The sequence below is a fragment of the Xanthomonas sp. LF06-19 genome, from assembly GCF_034105425.1.
Taxonomy (GTDB): Bacteria; Pseudomonadota; Gammaproteobacteria; order Xanthomonadales; family Xanthomonadaceae; genus Xanthomonas_A; species Xanthomonas_A sontii.
The window spans coordinates 92,624-115,801 of the sequence record NZ_JAXGGH010000008.1; the positions used below are offsets into that span (position 1 = coordinate 92,624).

General features: G+C 64.3%; 16 protein-coding genes and 1 tRNA gene. 6 read left to right on the top strand and 11 right to left on the bottom strand.

Going from position 1 to position 23,178, the window contains the following annotated elements:
* Nucleotides 1–13: 13 nt before the first annotated feature.
* Entirely contained in the window at nt 14–3,406 is a 3,393-nt protein-coding gene (locus SLW55_RS16150) for a GH92 family glycosyl hydrolase (protein WP_320745397.1), read from the bottom strand.
* A 490-nt stretch (nt 3,407–3,896) separates the two neighbouring features.
* On the opposite strand from SLW55_RS16150, the gene SLW55_RS16155 reads away from it, so the two are divergent.
* From SLW55_RS16155 to SLW55_RS16165, 3 genes are all read left to right on the top strand, one after another.
* A complete protein-coding gene (locus tag SLW55_RS16155) occupies nt 3,897–4,313 on the top strand; it encodes a hypothetical protein (protein ID WP_320745398.1) in 417 nt (138 codons plus the stop codon).
* A 302-nt stretch (nt 4,314–4,615) separates the two neighbouring features.
* Nucleotides 4,616–5,119, top strand: a complete 504-nt coding sequence (locus SLW55_RS16160; RefSeq protein ID WP_295924108.1) for a sigma-70 family RNA polymerase sigma factor — start codon at nt 4,616–4,618, stop codon at nt 5,117–5,119.
* Nucleotides 5,120–5,139: 20 nt separating this feature from the next.
* Nucleotides 5,140–5,796, top strand: coding sequence for a serine/threonine protein kinase (locus SLW55_RS16165; protein WP_295942346.1), 657 nt, complete (start codon nt 5,140–5,142; stop codon nt 5,794–5,796).
* Between the two features lie 199 nt (nt 5,797–5,995).
* Here the strand turns inward: SLW55_RS16165 and SLW55_RS16170 are convergent, their stop codons facing one another.
* Complete coding sequence (locus tag SLW55_RS16170; protein WP_295909962.1) at nt 5,996–6,253, bottom strand: helix-turn-helix transcriptional regulator; 258 nt, start codon at nt 6,251–6,253, stop codon at nt 5,996–5,998.
* A gap of 401 nt (nt 6,254–6,654) precedes the next feature.
* Nucleotides 6,655–7,098: a SymE family type I addiction module toxin gene (locus SLW55_RS16175; RefSeq protein WP_295909963.1), complete on the bottom strand. Its 444-nt coding sequence runs from the start codon at nt 7,096–7,098 to the stop codon at nt 6,655–6,657.
* 557 nt (nt 7,099–7,655) lie between these two features.
* Here SLW55_RS16175 and SLW55_RS16180 point away from each other — a divergent pair.
* Nucleotides 7,656–8,720 (top strand): ParA family protein, encoded by a 1,065-nt coding sequence (locus SLW55_RS16180; protein ID WP_295909964.1) that lies wholly within the window; start codon nt 7,656–7,658, stop codon nt 8,718–8,720.
* Between the two features lie 3 nt (nt 8,721–8,723).
* Entirely contained in the window at nt 8,724–9,350 is a 627-nt protein-coding gene (locus tag SLW55_RS16185) for a HEPN domain-containing protein (RefSeq protein WP_295909965.1), read from the top strand.
* 476 nt (nt 9,351–9,826) lie between these two features.
* Here SLW55_RS16185 and SLW55_RS16190 read toward each other — a convergent pair whose 3' ends face one another.
* The 3 genes from SLW55_RS16190 to SLW55_RS16200 form a co-directional block, all read right to left on the bottom strand.
* Entirely contained in the window at nt 9,827–10,843 is a 1,017-nt protein-coding gene (locus tag SLW55_RS16190) for a hypothetical protein (RefSeq protein WP_295909966.1), read from the bottom strand.
* 293 nt (nt 10,844–11,136) lie between these two features.
* Complete coding sequence (locus SLW55_RS16195; RefSeq protein WP_295909967.1) at nt 11,137–11,562, bottom strand: type II toxin-antitoxin system VapC family toxin; 426 nt, start codon at nt 11,560–11,562, stop codon at nt 11,137–11,139.
* Nucleotides 11,562–11,816 carry a type II toxin-antitoxin system Phd/YefM family antitoxin gene (locus SLW55_RS16200; RefSeq protein ID WP_295909968.1) on the bottom strand — a complete coding sequence of 85 codons (255 nt, stop codon included), beginning with the start codon at nt 11,814–11,816 and terminating at the stop codon, nt 11,562–11,564. The genes SLW55_RS16195 and SLW55_RS16200 overlap by 1 nt, the downstream gene beginning before the upstream one ends.
* A gap of 366 nt (nt 11,817–12,182) precedes the next feature.
* On the opposite strand from SLW55_RS16200, the gene SLW55_RS16205 reads away from it, so the two are divergent.
* Nucleotides 12,183–12,965, top strand: coding sequence for a DUF3883 domain-containing protein (locus tag SLW55_RS16205; RefSeq protein ID WP_295909970.1), 783 nt, complete (start codon nt 12,183–12,185; stop codon nt 12,963–12,965).
* 100 nt (nt 12,966–13,065) lie between these two features.
* Here the strand turns inward: SLW55_RS16205 and SLW55_RS16210 are convergent.
* From SLW55_RS16210 to SLW55_RS16230, 5 genes are all read right to left on the bottom strand, one after another.
* Nucleotides 13,066–13,141 (bottom strand) — tRNA-Ile (locus tag SLW55_RS16210).
* A gap of 238 nt (nt 13,142–13,379) precedes the next feature.
* Nucleotides 13,380–13,745 carry a hypothetical protein gene (locus SLW55_RS16215; protein WP_295924090.1) on the bottom strand — a complete coding sequence of 122 codons (366 nt, stop codon included), beginning with the start codon at nt 13,743–13,745 and terminating at the stop codon, nt 13,380–13,382.
* Between the two features lie 120 nt (nt 13,746–13,865).
* Entirely contained in the window at nt 13,866–16,049 is a 2,184-nt protein-coding gene (glgB, locus tag SLW55_RS16220; RefSeq protein WP_320745399.1) for a 1,4-alpha-glucan branching protein GlgB, read from the bottom strand.
* A complete protein-coding gene (gene treS / locus SLW55_RS16225) occupies nt 16,046–19,399 on the bottom strand; it encodes a maltose alpha-D-glucosyltransferase (RefSeq protein ID WP_320745400.1) in 3,354 nt (1,117 codons plus the stop codon). Before treS ends, glgB begins: the two co-directional genes overlap by 4 nt.
* Entirely contained in the window at nt 19,396–22,497 is a 3,102-nt protein-coding gene (locus SLW55_RS16230; protein ID WP_320745471.1) for a maltotransferase domain-containing protein, read from the bottom strand. The genes treS and SLW55_RS16230 overlap by 4 nt, the downstream gene beginning before the upstream one ends.
* Nucleotides 22,498–23,178 lie beyond the last annotated feature (681 nt).

Genomic DNA, 23,178 nt, shown 5'->3' on the forward strand with positions numbered 1-23,178 from the left:
CGTTCGCACGCGGTCACGGCATGGCCTGCCGCGTCACCGGCTGCAGCAATTCGATCTCGGCCAGCGCCACGTCCTTGCCCGCATCCAGGCGCAGGCGGTAGGCGCTGTACACGCCGGGCTTGGCGATGCGGAATGGCCGCAATTGCCGCGCCCAGGCGAATGTCTGCGCGCGTCGCTGGTCCAGCGTGGTCCACGCGCCGTCTCCGTTGCGGCCTTCCAGCGTCCATGCCAGGCCGGACAAGGCGGCATCACCGCTTGTCAGCGTGTAGTGGGTGACGCGCTGCGGCGCTGCGAAACGCAAGTCGACGCTGGCACCGGCCGGCAGCGGCAGCGCCGTGGTCGCATCGTCGTCGATCAGGGCCGCGGCCTTGGGCTGTCCTTCCAGCGACACCGCCACGGCCTGCGACGCCACATCCTCCAGCCCGCGCGGCGCGCTGCCCGGCGGCGTCAGCGACGGCGGCAGCGCGTCCGCACCGCCGCCCCAGCGCGAGGGCGTCGCCCCCATCACGAACTCCAGGGTAGCGCCGTCGGCGATGTCCTCGTGGCGCAGCCAGGCCTTTTTCCACGGCTTACCGTTGAGCGTGAGCGACTGCACGTACACGTTGCGCGCACTGTTGTTGCGCGCGATCACCACCAGTTTGCGACCGTTGCCGAGATCGACCTCGGCGCGCGGGAACGCCGGCGAGCCGATCACGTACTCCGGCGCGCCCATCCGCAGCGGATACAGCCCGAGCATGGAGAACAGGTACCACGCCGACATCTCGCCGTTGTCCTCGTCGCCCGGATAGCCCTGGCCGATCTCGCTGCCCAGGTACAGCCGGCGCAACACCTCGCGGGTGAGGCGCTGGGTCTTCCAAGGCTGCCCCGCCGCCACGTACATCCACGGCAGATGATGCGAGGGCTGGTTGCTGTGCGCGTACATGCCCATGCGCACGTCGCGCGCCTCGGTCATCTCGTGGATGACGCCGCGGTAGCTGCCGGCAAAGCGCTTGTCCGCGGTCTCCGGCGTGGCGAAGAGTTCGTCCAGGCGGACCGCCATGGCGTCCTCGCCGCCCAGCAACCCCGCCAGGCCGGCGGCGTCGTGCGGCGTGGTGAAGGCGAAGGTCCAGGCATTGGCCTCGGTGTAGTCGACACCCCATACGCGCGGATCGAACTTCGACGCAGGCGTACTCCACTGGCCAGCCGGCGTACGCCCACGGAAGAAACGCGTGGCCGGGTCGAACAGATACACATAATCGGTGGCGCGGGCACGGAAGTACTCGGCTTCCTCGCGGTAACGCTGTGCCTGCTGCGGCTCCTGTTCCTGCTCCGCCAGCGTCTGCGCCATCTGCGCCAAGCCGAAATCGTTGAGTGCGCCCTCCAGCGTCCAAGACAGCCCTTCGTGCACGTCGTTGGCGGCGTAGCCGCGGTACATCGAGCGGGCCAGGCCCTTGCGGCCCACATTCGACACCGGCGGCACCACCGTGGCATTGCGCAGCGCCGCCGCATAGGCCTCGTGCGGATCGAAGCCGCGCACGCCCTTGAGCCAGGCATCGGCGAAGGCCACATCGGAACTGGTGCCGACCATCAGATCCGCATAGCCCGGCGAGGACCAGCGCGCCACCCAGCCGCCGTCGCGGTACTGCTGCAGGAAACCATCGATCATCGCCCCGGCTTGCTCCGGCGCGAACAGCGCATACGCCGGCCAACTGGTGCGGAAGGTGTCCCAGAAGCCGTTGTTGACGTAGACCTTGCCTGGCAGGATCGGCGCCGCGGTGCGCTCGGCATCGCCGCCGGTGTTGTCCTTGGACCAACTGTTCTGGTCGGCATGCCGCCAATCCGGATGCGCCGCATCGCCGACGTTCTCGTGGGCGATGTTCGGATACAGGAACAACCGGTACAGATTGGAGTACACCGTGACCCGCTGGTCATGGCTGGCGCCTTGCACCTGCATCCGCCCCAGCACCGCGTCCCACGCGTCCTGCGCACGCGACTGCACCAGCTCGAACCCGGCGTCGCCGATCTCCTGCTGCAGATTGCGCTGCGCCTGCTCCACCGAGATCAGCGAGGTGGCGATGCGCATCACCACCGTGCGATCCGCGCCCGGCGCGAACTTGACGTAGCCAGTCGGGCGCCCGGTGGCGATCTTGCCGCTGGCCGTCCACGGACGGTCGAAGCGCGCATACACGAACAGGCGCGTGGCGCCATTGGATAGCCCGCTGCGCGTGTCCGAGTAACCACGCAGCGTCTGCGTCGCCGCATCCAGGGTCAGCCCGCCGCGTGCATCGACGTTGTCGAACAGCAGATTGGCATCGCCGCCCTCGGGGAAGCGGAAGCGGAAGATCGCCGCACGCTCGCTCGGCGTCAGCTCCGCGCGGATGCCGTTGTCGAAGTCCACCCGATACAGATACGGGCGCGCCTCCTCGCGGTCGTGGCCGAACGACAACGCGCGCTTCGCGCGGTCCGCCTCCGGCACCCCGCGCGTGGACGAGGGCATCACCTGGAAGGTCTGGCGATCGCCCATCCACGGGCTGGGTTCGTGGCTGATCGACAGCGCCTGCAGCCGCGGCCGGTTGTCGTCGCCGTTCTGCTCGTTCCAGCGGTACAGCCAGCTCAGCGTTCCCGCATCGGTCGCCGGCACCCAGAAATTGAAGCCGTGCGGCATCGCCGTGGCCGGGATGTTGTTGCCGCGCGAGAACGTGCCGTTGGACTGCGTGCCGCGCGTGGTCACCACCTCGTCGCTGGGCCGCCGCGCCACCTGCGGCACTGGTTCGCGTCGCACCGCGACATCGTCGATCCAGCCCGACGCCACCTTGCCGGCACCGGGCTGCACCTGCAGCTCGATCGCGCGGATGCGCTTGCCGCGCAGCGCCGCCACCTCACCCAGCCGCACCTGCTTGAATGCCCACTGCTGCGGATACAGCGTCTGCGACGCCGCCTGCCCCGCCGCACCGACCAGCGCTCCGTGCTGATCCTCCACGCCCAATTCGGACAGGCGGCGCCCATCGTCGAACAGCAGATCCACCGCCACGCCGGTCGACGCCACCGTCTCGCCATCGACGATCTCCGGCAGCACCATCCACGACAGCACCGTGTCCGGCTCCACCGGACGATCGACCGCAAACAGCTGTGCGCGCCCGGCCGCAATGGCGCGATAGTGAAGCGCATGCAGCCCGGTGTAGCCCATGCCGGCCTTGGCCGCGTAGGGCTGCTGGGGGCCGTTGCCGATGGTGACCTGGAGAGCCGCTTTGTCGGACTGCTTGGCCGACGCGGGCGCAGGGTCGCCCCGCTCGAACGAAGACGCGAAGCCGGGATCGGCCGCGCATGCCGCGCCGCTACCCGCGCACAATAGCGCCGACACCGCGACGGACGCCCACCACCGGCGCGAAGATTCAGGCCGGTGCGCAAAGCACGGACGGATTGGCATGACAGACTCCCCAAACTCTCTCGGTCGGTTGTGCCGCGACGTGTGGCGTCAAGCACTTCCGGTGGCAACGGCGCACAGTGAAGGCACGCAACGTGGACCGGATCGACCCGATGAATCGCAGCTCAAGTCGGCATCCGGCACCGTTTCACGACCGCAGCTGCATGCGGACAGAAGAGCAGGCCTCAGCAAACGCGTAGCACGCGACCCCTACCCGCCGTCTTCCCCGGATGCGCTGCATCAACGGCTTTGGATCGATCCAACTGAGCTAGAAGTAACACGCCTTTTGATGAGTTGCATGCTGCTGCGCAACAGTTCGTCTCCGGATCGACAGGCAATCCAGCATCGATCGCGTTGCGTTGAATACGAAGCGGGAGACGCTGAACCGTCACGCGGCGAGGAGCGATCGAAGGCGATAGGGCGCCCTGCCTGACTGACGATCAACGGCTACACTGGGAAGCGCTGGATCGCTCCACACACAGGGGGTTTCAAAATGAAAATGGCCACACTCGCAATGTTGACTGGACTGCTGGCCACATCGAGCGCACTTGCCGACACAACACGCTGCTCGACGGACTCGTACGGCAACACCACGTGTCGCGGCGACGACGGAAGCGTGACGCGCACCAGCAAAGACTCCTACGGCAATACCACAACCCGTGACGACCAGGGCAACGTGATTCGCTGCTCCTCGGACTCGTACGGCAACAAAACCTGCCGCGGCGACGACGGAAGCGTGACGCGCAGCAGCACAGACTCCTACGGCAATACCACCACCCGCGACGACCGGGGCAACACAGTTCGCTGCTCCTCGGACTCGTACGGCAATAAAACCTGCCGCGGCGACGACGGAAGCGTGACACGCAGCAGCACAGACTCCTACGGCAATACCACGACCCGTAGCGACTAGGGCAACGTGGTTCGCGGAGCGCCGGACTCCTTCGGCAACACGACGTATCGCGACGACAAGGGCAGCGTAACGCGCTGCAGCACCGTCAGCTTTGGCATTGCCACTTGCCGACAAACAGCCTGACGCTACATTCAAGCCGACGCCGCGCTGCCGCGCGGCTTGATCCAGCAACGTCCTTCCGCGCAATGACCAGTTGAAGATTCTTGCTGGCGCGGTGTGAGATTCCGTGCGCTGGCGCGAATCATGGTGTCGAGGGGCGCGAAGGCCGCGCCGGTGAACCAATGGATACCATCGCAACCGCCATGACCGCGAACGACGCCAGAGATGCCTTCAGCGCGCTGCTACAGCGCCATTCCGGCATCGTGTTCAAGGTCGCCGGCAGCTATGCGCGCGGTGCCGAGGACCGCGCCGATCTGGCCCAGGAAATCGCGGCACAGCTCTGGCACGCCTGGCCGACGTACGACCCAGCGCGCAGCGTCAGCACCTGGATGTACCGGATCGCGCTGAACGTGGCGATCAGCCACCTGCGCAACCGCGAACTGCGGCAGCGGCACGACGCGATGCCGCTGGACGAAACCCTGCACGACGTGGCCGACGGCAACGCCGCGGACCCGGAGAACGAACAGCGGCTTCGCCTGCTGCAGGACGTCATCGCCCGCCAGCCGCCGCTGGACCGCGCACTGTTGTTGCTCTACCTCGAAGACCGCCCGCAACGCGAGATCGCCCAGATCCTCGGCATCACCGAAAGCAATGTCTCCACCAAGATCGGACGCCTGAAACAGCGCATCCGCCACGAATTTCGCTAAACCACGCCCTGGAGACCATGATGGAACTCGACGACTTCAAATCAGCCTGGCAATCGCTGGACCGCCGGCTGCAACTGGACAACACGTTGAAGCTGCACGAATTGCGCGAGCGCAAACTGGACCGGACGCGCGGCAGCCTGCGCCCGCTGTACTGGGGCCAGGTGGTCCAGATCCTGTTCGGCATTGCTTTCGTCCTGCTCGCGTCGCTGCTGTGGATGAGCAAGCCAGCACATGCTTCGCCCATCGTCGCCGGCGTGCTGGTGCAGGCGTATGGCGTGCTGACGATCGTCGCGGCCGGTGTGGTGCTGGGGCGACTCGGCAACATCGACTATGCGCAGCCGGTCGTCGGCATCCAGAAGCAATTGCTGCGCGCACGCACGCTGTACATCCGCAGCGGCATGGTCGCCGGTCTGCCGTGGTGGTTCCTGTGGATCGCGGTCTTGCAGACCTTGGCTGGCCTGGGCGACGTCGATCTGCTGGCCAAGTCACCCGCGCTGGTGTGGAGCGGCTACGGCATCGGCATCGCCGGCCTGCTCGGCAGCTGGTGGTTCCACCGCTGGGCGCGCCGCCCGCACCGCGCCGAGCTCGGCCGGAAGATGGACGACTCCTTGAGCGGCGGCAGCCTGCGCAAGGCGCTGGCGCAACTGGACGAATTGCAGCGCTTCGAGCGCGACTGAGCGCGCTTTCTCATGGCCGTCACCATCCACAAATGTCGCTTGGTTCAATTGGCGGCCTACACCTGCCGCCTGTGAGCAGCGCTCCCAGTCCGCGTCGTAGTGCAGTTCCATCTCCCCGCGCGCAGGCAGCTTCCATCGCACCACGCGAACGCCATTGGCCCAGATGGAGAGGCTGCGCCTGTGCGATCGGCGCCCCATCTCACCACTCCACTTGCTTGGTGGCGGCGGTGGAGTCGTCGCGGGTGCCGATGGTCAGCTCCAACCCCAGCGCCGCGCACCAGGCCAGGAGTTGTTCGACGCTCAACGCATGAACATTCAACTCCAGATGAGAAACCCGCGACTGGCTCAGGCCGAGACGGCCGGCCAGTGCAGCCTGAGTCAGCCCCTGGGCCTTGCGTGCGGACTGCAGTGTCGCGCCTAGTTGCGTCGCGGTGCCCAGAACGTGACGTGTCGGCATTGGGGTGTACCCGTTATCCAGCTAAACGAAAAATACGTGCAAAGCGCATAAATTCGAATAGCTGATATTCGGGTAGTTCGATTGATGTGCACGATCCTCCCGCGAAGACGCCGGGTGCCGAATGGTCGTGCGCATGCCTCACGAAAGAGATGCGGTGCAGTGGACGGCGGGGCGGGCTGAGTTGGCGAACGCGCCAAGCGCGCTAGCATGACGCGCCTGCCAATGGCGGAATTTGCTGGGAATCGATAGGCGATGTCCTCGGCCTACTGCATCGGCACCGATGCCTGGGTGCCTCGGCCTCCTTGGCCCAATCACCGCACTTTCTGCGGTGATTGGGGCGGCCAATCGCCGCACGACGTCCGCATTGCCCACCCGGGCGGCCGATGCCCCACACCAAGCGGCTACGGTGCCACCTCGCACCTGGGTCGCTTCTTCGCCGCAGGCGGCGACACCGCCGGCGCGGCCGTGATCAGCAGGGCGCCATTGGCCATCGTGATCCGCACCTTGCCGCCCACCGCGAAGCCGATGCCTTCCAGCCATAGGCCATACAAGCGAAGGCTCGGCACCTGCCGCCCGACCTGCATGCCATTACGCTCCACATCGTAGTAGCGGTAGCCGATGGTGCACTGCTTGGGGCGGCGAGGGATGAGCCGCCTGGCGGCTGGGGCGTCGTCGGCCTCGGTGGGCGCAAGCGATGCCGAAGCAACATCGGGCCAAGGCTGGGGCGACTCATTGGACGCGACCAAAATAGGCGCAGCCGCTTCGGCCTTGGAATGGCGAAGCGGTGCCTTGCCACTACTGAGTGAGGATGGAGTGTTCGAACGAACGGAAGTCTGACGGGGCATGACGTTCTCCTTGTGGTGGAGTCCGCCACCCCCGAGACCAATCAAAGGTGGCGGACGGTGCGGGTTGGTCTACCGGCCACAAGGCAACCGGCGGGCCCGAAGGCCCCCGCGCACCGCCCGCCATAAAGCTGCAAGCCCTGCCCCGCGTCGAAGACCGCGCAACAAAAAAAAGCGCCGGACATCGATGATGGGCGCTGGTGCGCCTTGTAGATTTCGGGAGACCAATCCCGGCTGCGGAATTTGCCGCAGCGACCAAATGATTACTTGCACCTGGAGTATTGTCAACGCTAAAACAGAAGCTTCTGTAGACATCCGCTGGAGATAGCTCCAGCGCTAGAAATTACATTCAAGCAATCCTGGTGGGAGCGACAGCGATGTACTATCGGCTGGCGAAGTGTAGTCGATGTAAGCTAGCCCTATTGGCTCATCCACAGGGGATACTTGGATGTCAACACAATCAATGCGAATTTGTTTTCGCGCTGGACATGCCCGGTCAGATTTTTGCCGCCTTATCAAGACTGCATAGCCACGAAATATTTTAGGAAAGCAAAGACCCAATGAAGCAGATAGCGATCTTTAACCACAAGGGCGGCGTTGCCAAGACGACGATGACCTTCCATCTTGCATGGATGCTCGCGTCTATGGGAAAGCGTGTTATGACCGTCGATTGCGACCCACAATGCAACCTTAGCGGCACGTTCCTCGGGGAGATGGATACCGATGACTATCCATTCGAAAGTCAGTCACCGCAGTCGCCACGCAACATAAAAGATGCAGTTCGCCCGGCCTTCGAATCTCGTCCATACGCAATTGAAACTACTGAACTTTATGAGGCTCCGGGTCGTCCTGGGCTTTACCTTTTCCCTGGACATGTCGGCCTGGCCGAATATGAAAGTCAACTTGCAGTATCTCACGAGCTTGCTAACACTCTATCCGCACTGCAGAACATTCCAGGCGCATTACATCACGCCATACAAAAAACAGGCTTAGCACATCAAATTGATTATGCCCTAATTGACATGAGCCCTAGCCTGGGTGCAATCAATCAAAATCTGATGATGACGAGCGATGCATTCATCATTCCAATGGCACCAGATCTTTTCTCATCAATGGCCTTGCGTTCACTAGCACGAATTTTACCAAAGTGGAGCGAGTGGGCAAAAAAAGCCTCTAATAACGAGATATTGAGGACGGCCGATTACCCATTTCCAAGCGTTAATCCAAAATATCTTGGCTCCTCTATTCAAAACTTCCGTAAACGTGCCCGACAAAAAGAGGCGGCGAAACCAACGCGAGCATTTCAGGTCTGGTTTGAGAAGCTAGCTAAGACTCGAGAAGAGTATCTTATACCCGCTCTAGATTCAGCAAAAATGCTACTTCCTCAGCGCACTTATGACGAATCAGAAGCTCCACTCAATAAATTTCTGATGGAAATTGGATCACTAGACGGACTGATCGCAACAGCGCAAGAACTTGCCAAGCCAGTCTTTGCAATTGACCTACAGCACGACACCGATCACAGGGGAACCGTTGCTGATACATATAGAGCTAAGATTGCGGACGTTCGACGGAGCTTTGATGCCGGAGCAAGAAAAATAATCAAACTTACAAACGGATTCTAAGCCATGGAAAGGTTTTCGACCGCCATTGAAACCTTCGCCCATGCGATGGAGCGGGCGCGCCAGATGATCAGCCTGTTTGATGCACTCACTGCCATTCGACCTGCAGATCCGGCGAATGATGACGCTTTACGAGCAGCTTACTTTCAGGCCGTTAGTTCTTTTGACTTTTTTGCTCACGAAATCGCCGCCATTGAGGCAAGGCACAGGTTTGCAAATGGTATTGCCACACAAAATATTAGGCTACCGATGGATATTTTGACATCACAGGATATAGATGTCCGAATAACGAATGCCGACACACATATCCGGCTAACCAATTCCTATAAAGCATTTGTCGACCCTGCGAAACTAGCAGAACTACTCTCTTGCTATTGCGATAACCCCTGGAAAATTATATCTGACGGCATTAACACAACCCACTCCCCAGGAAAAAACGCCGAAGACCTAAAGGCACAACTAAAGAGCATCTGGAAGCGACGAAATCAAATTGCTCATGAGGCAGATATCAATCCAACGCTAGCCGGCATCACGCTGTGGCCTATTGACAAGGCGGATGCGGAAATAACTATTGCATTCCTCATTCAGATCGCCGAACAGCTACCAGCCACCATAGCCACACCATTGCCGTAAAGATTCACCCGCTCTACATTTTATATACCCCCCACCAACGATAAAATATAAATCCGAGCAAAGTCGAATAATCAACAATGACTTCCAAGTGAAGGGACCGCCTTCCTTCTAATATACGTTTGCCTTTAAGAATAAACAACGTCAACCCGAGAACGGCGTCAAATTTATTTTTAACAACCACCTTACCTAAGAGCAAACAGGATGTAATGGATTTGAAATCCCGAGTCAGACTACACCTGCCATACCAGGAGGCAGATTAAATTTACTCGCATCAATACCTTCGGGTGACGTCGAACTGGTTTTGCGGAGCGATCGATCTCCGTCAGCAGCTTCAAAGTTGATATCGACGGCACGGTGAGAAAGGCGACTCAAACCATCTCAGGACCGGCGGGCTTCACCGTCTCTGATAAACTGGAAATTAGCGGTTATTTTCACACTCCCGAGGTATGGGCGCGAAGTAGCGGGACGCACACCCGCTACTTGCCTCGCATAATGTCGATCTGCTCTTGGATGTACTGATCAAGGCGCGCTTCTTGATCGGACAATGCGCCCCGAAGTCTCTGCGTCTGTCGAATAAAATTGCAGTACTTATCTAGCGCAGCATGTTCGTCCTTCTCTTCCGATAGGGAGCGAAGACGTCTCTTCCACCCTGGGATTGGATCTGACGTGGACGGCCCCCTAAGGTTGCCTTGAAGCCACGTCGCCAATGCTGGCCCCTGAACGAGTTCTCCGGTGTAACCATTATTCTTCGCGTACTCCACTCCTTTTTCGGAGAAGGCAAGCGGCCATGCCTGCGCATCAATGACGACCTGACGACGTGAATACACCGCCCCCCGGGGAGAGTTATTTACAACAAATTTAATCTGTTCGTCCGCTTCGTCGATGGTCCGGGACATATCCAGTACTAGGTCTGCGATCATGTTGCACTTCATGTTCACCGCCACAACCCTAATTCGCCTCCAAGCTGCTTCGAAAAGATCTGCAGCGTCGAATAGCATCCGAAGACCATCGGTATGCCCGAGGTACTTTGCGGCCCTGTGGGATATGGCTTGTTGAGAACCGCAACTCCAACTGGATGGCTTGTATGCTACCAGCAGATCACAGCAGGTCACCAAGTAGAAGTTAGCGAGGGAGTGCAATATTCCTTCATGCCGCAGCCCAGCATGGTAGGAGCTGTTCCGGAAGGAGTGAAGCCAATTTATTGACCGACTCAACGGCTCGGTGATGAGTCCTGTTTGCAGCGCAAGGGTCACCTTTGCATCAAAGTCTTGACCCAAAGCCGCCTCAAGAACTCGATCATTGATATTGCTTTCAGTGTCATCGAACCATCGGCTCGCAAAGAGCTTCTTATGCTTGGCGTACTGATGGAGAGTCAACTCCACAACGTTGTCCACAAGCAGGATGGCGAAGCGGTCAAAGTTTCTGTCCTTCAACACAAGCTGATCAAGAGCAAGGTCAAGTTGGTCAATGTGATCACAGAGTTCGCGAATCATTCCTCAATGGTCCCTTTCGCGTCTCGAACGCTAACGTAGCCGACGCCGCCTTATGATTTCAATGATAGATCTGACCTCCCGTGCACCCAACACCAATGTATGAAAGAGAGTGGCCTACAATAGTGAGCGGCCTTCTCAAGGTGTCATTCCGGGGGTGACCCCTCCGCTTTTGGCAGTCGCCCAAAGCTCAAAATAGCGGGTCAGGATACCTCAGGATCAGGTTGACTTTTTAACCCTCGCTTTTTTCCTAGCAGACAACTTCCAATTACCCTTGCGCATGAGCTCGTAGGCGATCATGACAACGGCTCCCACGCATTGACGATGGGAACTCCAGTGGGTTCAAAATCAGAGACATTGCGCGTAACCACCGCCATACCATGCACCAGCGCCGTCGCCGCGATGAGCGCGTCGCGCTCGCTGCGCTTGTCGGGTACATGCAACCGGGCGCAGCGTTGCGCCACAGCGGTGTCGATCGGCAATGTGCGTCCGGAAAACTCGGGCAATACGTGTTGCTCCAGCCATGAGCGCAGCATGGCACCCTGTGTAGCATCCTTGCGTTCAATCGACAGAACGCCCAGCTCAAGCTCCATGACGGTGATGGCCGAGATGAAGAGATCGGCGGCATCGACGCTTTCCGCCCACGCCGCCACATTCGCATCCGCCCTGCCGAGCCGCACCTTGCGCAACTCCGACAGCACATTGGTGTCGAGCACGTACATCACGAGAGATCAGCCGGCCGGACCCCAATCGTCACGCGCGGCGGCTCGAACTCGACGTCTGCAATGCCCGGCATCGCCAGCGCATCAGCAATGTTGCGCCGCTGCCTGGTCAGCCGTTGATAGTCCTCGAAGCTCAACAGCACGTGCGCAGGCTTGCCGCGGTCCGTGATGAACACCGGGCCGTTTTTGGTAGCCTTCTTTGCACGGGTCACATCCTGATTCAGTTCCCGACTGGATAGGGTTGTGATGGTCATAAGGCACCTCCTAGATCCGCTCAATGTAGTTACGTTACTACAACGATGCTTAAGCGGCAAATGGCGGATCAACACGGCGACGAGTGTCTCAGCCAGGCAGCCATTCCTGTCGAGAACGGGCCGGGTTCTCTCCTAACATCCGCTATTTTCAAGAGCGGACAACATGCAGTCGCCGTTGCATGCTGCTGGTAGACCACTAGCAATCGCTACTGCCCGCATCACATCGCCCCACGCAGCTATCGCTGCCAGGACTAGCTCCCCACACTTCTGCTAGTTAACCTGGTGACACGCGAGAGGAGCTATATGGCACGAGGCACAGACTGGTCGCATGAAGAAGTGGAGGCCTGCGTCGCCGACTACTTGCACATGCTCACGCTCGAACTGAACGGCCAGCGGTATAGCAAGACCGTCCATGCACGTGCGCTGGCCCAGCGGCTTGACGAGCGCAACAGGGCCGCCATCGAGTTCAAACACTGCAACATCAGCGCAGTCCTTCTCGCACTCGGCTACCCGTACATCGATGGCTACAAGCCGCGCGGCAACTACCAGACCCTGTTGTTCGACGTGGTGGGAGGTCAGGCGCAGTCGAACGATGCACTACAGGCTGCTGCTCAATCCGCGGTGCTGCGGCCTGCCGTCATGATCGCCCCAGAGGATACGGATGCCGTATGGGTTCCGGCACCGACAGCGGCACGGGTACGAGAGACACCACCTATCTACCTGCCCAGATTCTCGCCTATCCAACGCGACTACCTGGCACAAGAAGCGCGGAATCAATCGTTGGGCCGGGCCGGCGAGTTGTTCGTAATAGAGTTGGAAACCCGCCGCCTTCATGCAGCCGGCCAAAAAAGCCTGGCCAATCGGGTCGAGCACATAGCCGCTTCTCAAGGCGATGGCCTAGGCTACGACGTACTCTCCTACGAGACCGATGGCCGAGAACGACTCATCGAGGTAAAGACCACCGCGTTCGGCATCCTGACTCCATTCCATGTCAGCCGCAACGAACTGGCGCGCTCGGAAGTCGATGCTGACAAATACCGCCTCTATCGTCTCTTCGACTTCCGCGCAAAGCCACGCCTATTCGATCTGCCCGGCGCCATCGCTTCGCATTGCCTTCTCGAGTCAGCCATGTACATCGCGCGCTTCTAAGACGACGGCCTCACCAACACTACAAGAATGGGATCAGACTCACTTCCAACGTCCGCTCATCTTGAAGAGCAGACAGCATGCGGTTGCCTTTGCATGCTGATGGTGGGCCCACCAGGATTCGAACCTGGAACCAAAGGATTATGAGTCCTCTGCTCTAACCGTTGAGCTATAGGCCCGGATGCGTCCGGAGCGGGCGGGCGATGCGTCGGCCGCCGGCTTGGCGCCTCTGGCGTACTCGCTGGGGAGGCGCCGAAGCAGCGTGAGTTTACAGTTCGACGTGGCGCGCTGTCTTCCCGAGACGGGAGCGTCGGGGCTCCCACGCAGCTTACCCCTACGCGTGAAAACGGTAGCGGGCCGTGCTGACACCCATCAGCAGGGCCGCAACCTTCCGCCAGCCACAAACAGCGAGCGCCGCTACTGGCCCCCAATGCCAGAGAACATGCTCGCGACACAAGCAGCGACCTGCCGCGCCTGCCCCTCCGGCACAATGATCTTCACGACTTTACTGCCGGTCCAGTGGAACACGTGGTCATCCAGCAGTTCGATGGCGAGTACGTTCCCGTTGAACGCGTATCTCGCCCGCCTGGTCGCGAATCCATGGATCTGGTCGTCCGCCTCGATGTAGAGGCACCCGGGATCCTCGATCTCGTCCCGGCAGAGCCCGATGTTGTACGGCTGGCCGGCACGCTCTTGGTCGATCAGGAAGCCCAGCGAAAAGTAGCCGTCGTCGCTTTCCTGGTTGTCGACGTCTGCTCGCAGCGACTTCAGGATGTCATCCACGCGCCCTCCCATGCGTCCCCTGCCCCGCCAAGTGGTGCGGGCCGGCACCAGGATAGCGTGTGCCCGCGACACCATGGCCGCGCACGTCCACGCCGTACCGCATACGATCAACTGCGACTCCTAGTCCTCCACTCCCAGCACCAGCACCGCCAATGGCGGGATGGTCAGCGCCAGCGACGCCGGATGCCCATGCGCGCCGACGTTCTCGGCGCGCACGCTGCCGCCGTTGCCGGTGTTGCTACCGCCATAGATCTCCGCGTCGGAGTTCAGCAGTTCGCGCCAACGCCCGCCGCGCGGTACGCCGATGCGGTAGCCGTGGTGCACCTGCGGGGTGAGGTTGGCCACCACCAGCAGCGGTGCGTCGCCGCTGCGGGCCTTGCGCAGGTAGGCGAACAGGCTGTTGCCGGCGTCGTCGCCGATGACCCAGGCGAAACCTTCCGGCTCATCGTCGCGGGCGTGCAGCGCGGGGTGCTCGGCGTAGAGGCGGTTGAGGTCGCGGACCAGGCGCTGGATGCCGCGGTGGTTCGGCTGGTCGAGCAGGTGCCAGGGCAGCGCGGCGTCGTGGTTCCACTCGGTGGGCTGGGCGATCTCGCAGCCCATGAACAGGAGTTTGCGCCCGGGGTGGGTGTACATGTAGCCGAGGTAGGCGCGCAGGTTGGCGAAGCGCTGCCAGTCGTCGCCGGGCATGCGCCCAAGCAGGGAGCGCTTGCCGTGCACCACTTCGTCGTGGGAGATGGGCAGCATGAATCGCTCGGAATACGCGTAGACCATGCTGAAGGTCATCTCGCCGTGGTGGTAGCGGCGGTAGATCGGGTCCAGTTCGATGTAGTGCAGGCTGTCGTGCATCCAGCCCATGTTCCACTTGTAGTCGAAGCCCAGGCCGCCGTGGGCGAGGTCGGCGGTGACGCCGGGCCAGGCAGTGGATTCTTCGGCGATGGTCATGGCGCCCGGCGCCTGCTCGGCCACCACCTGGTTGAGCCGGCGCAGGAAGGCGATGCTCTCGTAGTTCTCGCGGCCACCGTGGATATTGGGCACCCACTCGCCGGCGTTGCGGCTGTAGTCGCGGTAGAGCATGGAGGCGACCGCGTCCACGCGCAGGCCGTCGACGTGGTAGCGCTGCAGGAACTCCAGCGCGCTGGCGATCAAGAAGCCGGAGACTTCGCGACGGCCGTGGTTGTAGATGAGCGTGTTCCAGTCGCGGTGGAAACCTTCGCGCGGGTCGGCGTGTTCGTACAGGGCGGTGCCGTCGAAGTGGGCCAGGCCGTGCGCGTCGGTGGGGAAATGCGCCGGCACCCAGTCGACGATGACGCCGATGTCTTCGCGGTGGCAGCGGTCGACGAAGCGGGCGAAGCCTTCCGGGCTGCCGAAGCGCGCGGTGGGCGCGAACAGGCCCAGCGGCTGGTAGCCCCAGGAGCCGCCGAACGGGTGCTCGCTGACCGGCAGCAGTTCGATGTGGGTGAAGCCCATATCGGCCACGTAGGGAATCAGCCGCTCGGCCAGTGCGTCCCAGTCGAGCATGCTGCCGTCGGCGGCGTGCATCCACGAGCCGGCGTGCACCTCGTACACGCTGATCGGCGCCTGCGGGGCGTGGCGGCGCGCGCGCGTGGCCATCCAGGCGTCGTCGCGCCACTGGAACGGCGTGGGGTCGGCGACGATGGAGGCGGTGCCGGGCGCCAGTTCGGCCTGGCGCGCGACCGGGTCGGCCTTGGCCGGCAGTTCTTCGCCGCGCGGGCCGCGCAGAGCGAACTTGTAGCGGGCGCCGGGGCCGACGCCGGGCACGAACAGCTCCCACACGCCGGCCTGGTGGCGCAGGCGCATCGGGTGGCGGCGCGCGTCCCAGCTGTTGAAGTCGCCGATCACCGCCACGCGCGAGGCGTTGGGCGCCCACACCGCAAAGCGGGTGCCGCGTTCGCCGTCGACCTCGACCACGTTGGCGCCCAGCGCGTCGGCCAGGTGCAGGTGATGGCCTTCGCCGATCAGGTGCAGGTCGAAGTCGCTCAGTTGTGGGCCGAAGGCGTAGGCGTCGGCGGTGTCCTGCTCGCCGCCGGGCCAGCGGATGCGCAGGCGGTAGCGCCCCTCTTTCGGCAGTTCGGCATGGAAGAAGCCTTCCGGGCCCTGCTGCAGCGGCACTTCGCTGCCGTCCTCCAGCACCGCCAGCACCGCATCGGCGCCCGGCTGGTAGCTGCGCAGCACCCGCGCCTCGCCGCGGCGATGCGCACCCAGCACGGCGAACGGGTCGCCGTGGCGGGCGGTGGCGAAGGCGCGTTGCGTCGCGTCGTCCCAGACGTGGACGGCATCACTCATCGAATCGACTCCTGGGGCGCGGGAAAGCGGTCGAGTATGCGCAACAGTCCCTGTATGGGCACCATGATCCATGCCGGGCGGTTGGCGGCCTCGTAGCGAATTTCGTAGCAGGCCTTCTCGATCAGGAACAACAAGGTGGTGGCCTCGAACGCAGCCGGCGCCACCCACGGATGCGGGCTCGCATCGAGCACCGCACGGTAGGCCGCCAGGAACGCGGCGCTGGCGCGGCTGCGGAACGCGGCCAGGTACGCCTCCTGCGCGGTGTCCAAACCCGCGCCCACACGCGCCGCGGTGCCTTCTTCGCCGCGTGCGGACACTTCGCTGGCGTAGTCCAGCGAGCGCAGGAAGCCGGCCACGTCGTGCAGCGGGCTGGCCTTGGCGCGGCGTTCGTCCAGCGACTTGGCCGGCTCGCCTTCGAAGTCGATCAACACCACGTCGTCGAACGCGACCAGGATCTGGCCGAGGTGGAAGTCGCCATGTACGCGCGTCAGCAATGCGCCGGACAACAGCGACGGCGCCTGCTGCAGCCAGGCATCCAGGCGCGCGCGCTCGGCTAGCAGGCTGTCCACCGCGGCGTGTTCGGCCGGGTCGTCGTTGGCGTCGCGATGCGCCAGCAAGGTGTCCCACATCGCCTGCACCTCGTGCACCACGCCGTCCACCACCTGCTGCGCCGCGGCCGCGTCCACCGGCTGCGGCGCGAAGGCGGGCGCGTCGGTGGGTTGCGCCAGCACCGCGTGCAGCTCGGCCAGGCGCCGGCCGACCAGGGCGGCGAAGGCGTCGTAGCCGGCCACGCTCTCCAGCCGCGCCGCATCGTCCTGGGCGGCGTCGTATTCCTCGGCACCGCGTGCGAGATGATCCAGGGTCCAGCGCCAGGCGTCGCCCTGGTTGCGCACGAAGCCCTGCAGCAGGGCCAGCGTGGTCTCGCTGCCGTCGGCCTCGACGCGGGCGACATGGCCCAGCAGCGGCGCGGCGTTGGCATAGCCCAGCGCAGTGAGGCGCTCGCCGATCTCGATCTCCGGATTGATGCCGGCCGACACGCGCCGCAGCAGCTTGAACACCGCCGCGTCGCCGACGATCAGCGAGCTGTTGCTCTGCTCCGCCGACAGCCAGCGGATCTCCGGGTCGGCGGGGATGGTCACACGCTGCAGCGCCGCGGTGGGACAGAAGCGAATGCGCTCGGCGGCCGCCTCGGCGCCGGCCTCGCCGTCCACGCGCAACTCCGCCTTGTCGCGCAGCGCGGCGAGCATGCTCAGGGTGAAGGGCTTCAGCGCGAAGGCATCGGTCAGGTAGCCCACCTCGCGGCCGTGGCGCACGCGCGCCAGCGCCAACTGTTCGGCCAGCACGCTCGGCTGCTCGCGTTCCCAGACGATGCCCAGCGGCAGGATGTAGCGCTCGTGGGCGCTGTCGTCCAGCTCCGCCTCGATCTCCAGCAGGGTCAGGCCGTCGCCGCCGGACAGCGGCGTGCGCCGGGCGATGCGCACGCTGCGCAGCGCGCGGTCCTTGGCCGCGAACCAGCGCCGGGTGGACAGCCACGCCGGCAGGATGTCGCGCTCCAGCGTCGGCAGGTGCGGCTGCAGGCCGGCGCTGTCGGTTCCGTTGCGCAGCACCAGGGTCTGGTAGTCGGGCAGCGGTACCGGCGCCGGCACATGCCAGTCCGGCAGCGTGGCATTGCCGACCAGTTGGAAGGCGTAGAAGCCGAATGCCGGCACGGTGAGCAGATAGGTCAGGCGCCCGATCGGCGGGAAGCTGCCGCCGCCGAGGATGTCCACCGGCACCCGGCCCTCGAACTCGGACAGGTCCAGTTCCACCGCCTGCAGCGTATGCGAGAGGTTGGCCACGCACAGCACGGTCTCATCCTCGTGGCAGCGCAGGTAGGCGAGCAGGCGGCGGTTGCCCGGGTACAGGAAGCGCAGCGCGCCACGGCCGAAGGCGCGGTAGCGCTTGCGCACCGACAGCACGCGGCGGGTCCAGGTCAGCAGCGAGTACTGGTCGCGCTGCTGCGCCTCCACGTTGACCGCCTGGAAGCCGTACAGCGGGTCCATGATCGGCGGCAGCACCAGCGCCGCGGGATCGGCGCGCGAGAAGCCACCGTTGCGGTCGATCGACCATTGCATCGGCGTGCGTACGCCGTCGCGATCGCCGAGATGGATGTTGTCGCCCATGCCGATCTCGTCGCCGTAGTACAGCACCGGCGTGCCGGGCATGGTCAGCAGCAGCGAGGTCATCAGCTCGATGCGGCGGCGGTCGCGCTCCAGCAGCGGCGCCAGGCGCCGGCGGATACCCAGGTTGATGCGCGCGCGGCGGTCGGCGGCGTAGGTCTGCCACAGGTAGTCGCGCTCGGAGTCGGTGACCATCTCCAGAGTCAGCTCGTCGTGGTTGCGCAGGAAGATCGCCCACTGACAACTCTCCGGGATCTCCGGGGTCTGGCGCATGATGTCGGTAATGGGGAAGCGGTCCTCGCGCGCGATCGCCATGTACATGCGCGGCATCAGCGGGAAGTGGAACGCCATGTGGCATTCGTCGGCGTTCTCGCCGAAGTACTGCTGGGTGTCTTCCGGCCACATGTTGGCCTCGGCCAGCAGCATGCGGTCTGGGTACTCGGCATCGAGCGTGGCGCGGATGCGGCGCAGGATGGCGTGGGTCTCGGGCAGGTTCTCGTTGGAGGTGCCCTCGCGCTCGATCAGGTACGGCACCGCGTCCAGGCGCAGGCCGTCCACGCCCAGGTCCAGCCAGAAGCGCATCACTTCCAGCACGGCTTCCATGACCGCCGGGTTGTCGAAGTTCAGGTCCGGCTGGTGCGAGTAGAAGCGGTGCCAGAAGTACTGGCCGGCCTCCGGGTCCCAGGTCCAGTTGGACTTCTCGGTGTCGCAGAAGATGATGCGGGTGCCGGCGTAGTCCTGGTCGCTGTCGGACCACACGTAGAACGCGCGCTCCGGCGAGCCGGCCGGAGCCATGCGCGCACGCTGGAACCAGGGGTGCTGGTCGGAGGTGTGGTTGATCACCAGTTCGGTGACGATGCGGATGCCGCGCGCGTGCGCCTGCTCCACGAAGCGCTGGAAGTCGGCGATGCTGCCGTAGTCCGGATGCACCGCCATGTACTCGGCGATGTCGTAGCCGTCGTCGCGGCGCGGGCTGGGGTAGAACGGCAGCAGCCAGATGGTGTCCACGCCCAGGTCGGCGATGTAGTCGAGCTTGGAGATCAGCCCGGGGAAGTCGCCGATGCCGTCGTCGTTGGAATCGAAGAACGACTTGACGTGCACCTGGTAGATGATCGCGTCCTTGTACCAGCGCGCATCGCCGGCCGGTGCGCGCGGCTCGAGTTGGGGGGACGACGGCGCGGCGACATTCATGCAAGAACTCCGGCGCGGATGCGCCACAGGGAGAACGGCCGCGACGGATCGAGGCGGATGTGTTGGGTCTTGCCGTACCAGGCGAAGTCGTGGCCGTCCCACAGGTCGCGCACGGCGACGCTGGCGTGGTCGGGCAGGCCCAGCTCCCACAGCGGCACTTCGATCTGCGCGTTCTGCGCCGCATGCGGGTCCAGGCTCACCGCCACCAGCACCAGGCTGCGTCCGCGCGCCAGGTGTGCGGCGTCGAGGAACTTGCCGAAGTACAGCACCTGCTCGTTGTGCGCGACGTAGAAGCGCGTGCCCAGGTGCGACTGCAGCTCCGGATGCTGGCGGCGCAGCAGATTGAAGCGGGTGATCTCCTCGACGATGTCGCCCGGTGCGCGCTCCGGCCACACGCGCAACTGGTACTTCTCCGAGTCGAGGTATTCCTCCTTGCCCGGCAGCGGCGTGGCCTCGCACAGCTCGAAGCCCTGGTACATGCCCCACAACCCGGACAGCGTGGTCGCCAGCGCGGCGCGGATCAAGTGCCCGCTGCGCCCGCTGTGCTGCAGGAACAGCGGATTGATGTCCGGCGTGTTGACGAAGAAGTGCGGGCGGAAGCACTCGCTGGGCGCGCCGCTGTTGAGTTCCTCGATATAGGCCTGCAGCTCGGCCTTGTGCTGGCGCCAGGTGAAGTAGGTGTAGGACTGCGAGAAGCCGACCTTGGCCAGCCGGTACATCGGCTTGGGCCGGGTGAAGGCCTCAGACAGGAACACCACCTGCGGATGGCGCCCGCGCACCTCGGCGATCAGCCATTCCCAGAACGGGAACGGCTTGGTATGCGGGTTGTCGACGCGGAACAGCGTGACGCCTTCGTTGACCCAGAACAGCACCGCATCGCGCAGCGCGTTCCACAGCGCCGGCACCGCGCCGCTGGCGTAGAAGTCGACGTTGACGATGTCCTGGTATTTCTTCGGCGGGTTCTCCGCGTACGGGATGGAGCCGTCGGCGCGCCAGGTGAACCAGTCGGGATGGTCGCGCAGCCACGGATGATCCGGCGCGCACTGGATGGCGAAGTCCAGCGCCAGTTCCAGGCCGTGCTCGGCCGCGGCCGCGCGCAGACGACGAAAACCGTCGAGCCCGCCCAGCTCCGGATGCACCTCGGTATGGCCGCCCTCGGCCGAGCCGATCGCATACGGGCTGCCGGGTTCGCCCGGCTCGGCGGTCACCGCGTTGTTGCGGCCCTTGCGGTTCTTCTCACCGATGGGATGGATCGGCGGCATGTACAGCACGTCGAAGCCCATCGCCTGGATGTGCGGCAGCCGCGCGATTACGTCGTCGAAGGTGCCGTGGCGCTGCGGATCGCCGCTCTGCGAGCGCGGGAATAGCTCGAACCAACTGGCGAAGTGTGCGGCGCGGCGCTCGGCCTCGACCCGGAAGGTCATCGGGTATTCGGTGCGGAACGGCTTGGCGTCGGCGCGCGCCATCGCTTCGGCGGTGTCGGGTTCGAGCAGCAGCTGCGCCTTCTCGGCCAGGTCGTCGGTGCGGGCGATACGGGTGGCGATGGCCTTCAGCCGCGTCGCCAGCGCGCCGCGGCTGCGCCCGCGCGCCGCTTCGACCTGGGCCAGCGCCTCCTGCACGTCCACCGGCAGCAGGGTGCCGGCGGCGCGCTTCTTCTCCAGGTCGGCATGGGTGGTGGCGTAGATATCGCGCCAGGCCTCGATGCGGAATTCGTAGCGGCCCAGGCGCTGCAAGGGGAACTCGCCGCGCCAGCGGTCGTTGCCGAGCGCGCGCATCAGCGCGCTCGACCAGGTGCGCGCATCGGCGGCACGCCACAACAACGCCACGGCAATGCGGTCGTGGCCGTCGCAGAACGCGTCGGCTTCGACGCAGACGCGGTCGCCGACCGTGCGCTTGACTGGGAAGCGCCCGTCGTCCACAGACGGCGTCACCGACTCGATGCACACCCGCGCCTCGCCAGCCGCGACCTCCGCCGGGGTGCGTGCGCGCGCCGCGGTCAGCACCGGGCGCGCCGGCAGGCTTCGATAGATGCGTACCTCGCCCGCTTCCAGGGTGCCGCCTTGCTCGCCCTGGATCGGCTCGCCGTGGTCGCTGAGCAAACCTTCGCTGTCGCCGAGCAGGCGCAGCAGCGCCGGCCCCGGCACCGGGAGCAGGTGGTCGCGGTCGCTGTTGAGCAGCACCAGCCATGGCGCAGCGTCCAGCGGTTCCACCGCCACCGCGGTGAGCGCGCCGTCGCGCAGCAGCGGGCGCAGGCGCAGCGACGCGGTGGCGTCGGGCAGCGATGCAGCCGGCGTGGACGCATCGCTCTCGGAGGATCCGTGCTGCGCAGACGTGGGCTGCCCGTGTTCCGTCGGTGTGTCCTGCGCGGCGATCGCCCAGGCCCCACCGAACGCGGCGGCCAGGCGCTGCCGCTGCGCGCGTGGCAAGGGCAGTGGCGTATCCGAGGCCGCCTCGGCATCGACGGTGGCGACCACGCAGCGCGCCAGCGCACGCAGGGCGCTGTCCTCATCGAAGAACCAGTCGCCGCGGCCGTCCCACCAGGCCAGCGACGAGAACGCGGCATCGAAGCCGGCGCCTGCCAAGCCGCGCAAGGCGTCCAGGCCCAAGCCGGGCGTCCACGCCAGCAGCCGCGCCTGCGGCGCATGTGCGTGGACCCCGTCGATCAGAGTGCGCCACAATGGCGCCGGAATGCGGTCTGGCTGCAGCACGCGGAAGCCGGCCACGCCGCTGCGCAGCCAGTCGACCAGGCGCGCACTCCACCACTGCGCCAGGCCCGCCCCTTCTTCCGCAGAGGCGAAGCGGCCCACCGCAATATCCGGCGCGGCACGTTCGGCGCGCGGATCCGGCAGCGCCGAGCTGCGTGCGCGGAACCAGTGCGGATGTTCCTGCAGCAGGCGGCTGCCGCCGCCGATCTCGTCGATGCGCAGGTCCAGCAGCACGCGCAGGCCGTGCTGTTCGGCGCGCTGGATCCACTTGCGCAACTGTGCTTTACCGCCGGGGTCGTCGGCTGCCGGATCGTGCAGACGGCCCTGCGCATCCTGTGCGAACGGATTGGGCAAGACGATGTGATCGCAGCCCTGTGCCTGTGCCGCCGCCATGGCCGTGTCCAGCGCGGCCGCATCGTGAGGAGGAAAGAGAGACAGCAGGCAGACATGCATTCGGAAGATCCCGTTCGACGAATGAGAAGGACACGTCGCCTCTGCGCGCCGTTGCCGGCAGCGCCGATCGCGCCGTCGCATGGCAACGGCATCGGAATGGGACAGGCCTGCACGCGGTCGCGCTTGCAGTCATCGCGACGGTGCCGGCGCACCCGGTCCGCGCGATGCGATGCAGCCGCGCTACAAGACCACGAACGCCGCAAATGGAATGTGTGGATGACATTAAATGCGCGTGCATGTGATGCGACGCGCTATGACAGGGTGTGGCGGCGCACGCTGCGCGACGCCATACGCAATGCGGGCCATGCCGAATTCACGTGATGCTGACGCTCGCGCTTGCGTCGCGCACGAGGCCGCAGTGTGGCGCAGAGGCCTCGGTCGTCTTCCAGGTGCAGACTCACGTCGGAGCGGCTTCAACGCATCTACGAACTTACTGCCACTACACTCCAGCCGAACGCCGCTGGCCCCTGGAACCCAACTTTCATGACGCCGCGACGCGCGAAGTGATGTGCTTTCCGATGCAGCAATGCGTCGGGACTGAAGTCCCTCCCACAGTGCACCGGGCGGGCTCGCCGTAAGCCCCTGTGGGAGCGACTTCAGTCGCGACGAGTGAAGCCATCC

Coding starts and splice junctions, on each gene's coding strand:
- SLW55_RS16150 (WP_320745397.1), bottom strand. CDS start 3,406: ATGCCAATCCGTCCGTGCTTTGCGCACCGGCCTGAATCTTCGCGCCGG.
- SLW55_RS16155 (WP_320745398.1), top strand. CDS start 3,897: ATGAAAATGGCCACACTCGCAATGTTGACTGGACTGCTGGCCACATCG.
- SLW55_RS16160 (WP_295924108.1), top strand. CDS start 4,616: ATGACCGCGAACGACGCCAGAGATGCCTTCAGCGCGCTGCTACAGCGC.
- SLW55_RS16165 (WP_295942346.1), top strand. CDS start 5,140: ATGGAACTCGACGACTTCAAATCAGCCTGGCAATCGCTGGACCGCCGG.
- SLW55_RS16170 (WP_295909962.1), bottom strand. CDS start 6,253: ATGCCGACACGTCACGTTCTGGGCACCGCGACGCAACTAGGCGCGACA.
- SLW55_RS16175 (WP_295909963.1), bottom strand. CDS start 7,098: ATGCCCCGTCAGACTTCCGTTCGTTCGAACACTCCATCCTCACTCAGT.
- SLW55_RS16180 (WP_295909964.1), top strand. CDS start 7,656: ATGAAGCAGATAGCGATCTTTAACCACAAGGGCGGCGTTGCCAAGACG.
- SLW55_RS16185 (WP_295909965.1), top strand. CDS start 8,724: ATGGAAAGGTTTTCGACCGCCATTGAAACCTTCGCCCATGCGATGGAG.
- SLW55_RS16190 (WP_295909966.1), bottom strand. CDS start 10,843: ATGATTCGCGAACTCTGTGATCACATTGACCAACTTGACCTTGCTCTT.
- SLW55_RS16195 (WP_295909967.1), bottom strand. CDS start 11,562: ATGTACGTGCTCGACACCAATGTGCTGTCGGAGTTGCGCAAGGTGCGG.
- SLW55_RS16200 (WP_295909968.1), bottom strand. CDS start 11,816: ATGACCATCACAACCCTATCCAGTCGGGAACTGAATCAGGATGTGACC.
- SLW55_RS16205 (WP_295909970.1), top strand. CDS start 12,183: ATGCTCACGCTCGAACTGAACGGCCAGCGGTATAGCAAGACCGTCCAT.
- glgB (WP_320745399.1), bottom strand. CDS start 16,049: ATGAGTGATGCCGTCCACGTCTGGGACGACGCGACGCAACGCGCCTTC.
- treS (WP_320745400.1), bottom strand. CDS start 19,399: ATGAATGTCGCCGCGCCGTCGTCCCCCCAACTCGAGCCGCGCGCACCG.
- SLW55_RS16230 (WP_320745471.1), bottom strand. CDS start 22,497: ATGGCGGCGGCACAGGCACAGGGCTGCGATCACATCGTCTTGCCCAAT.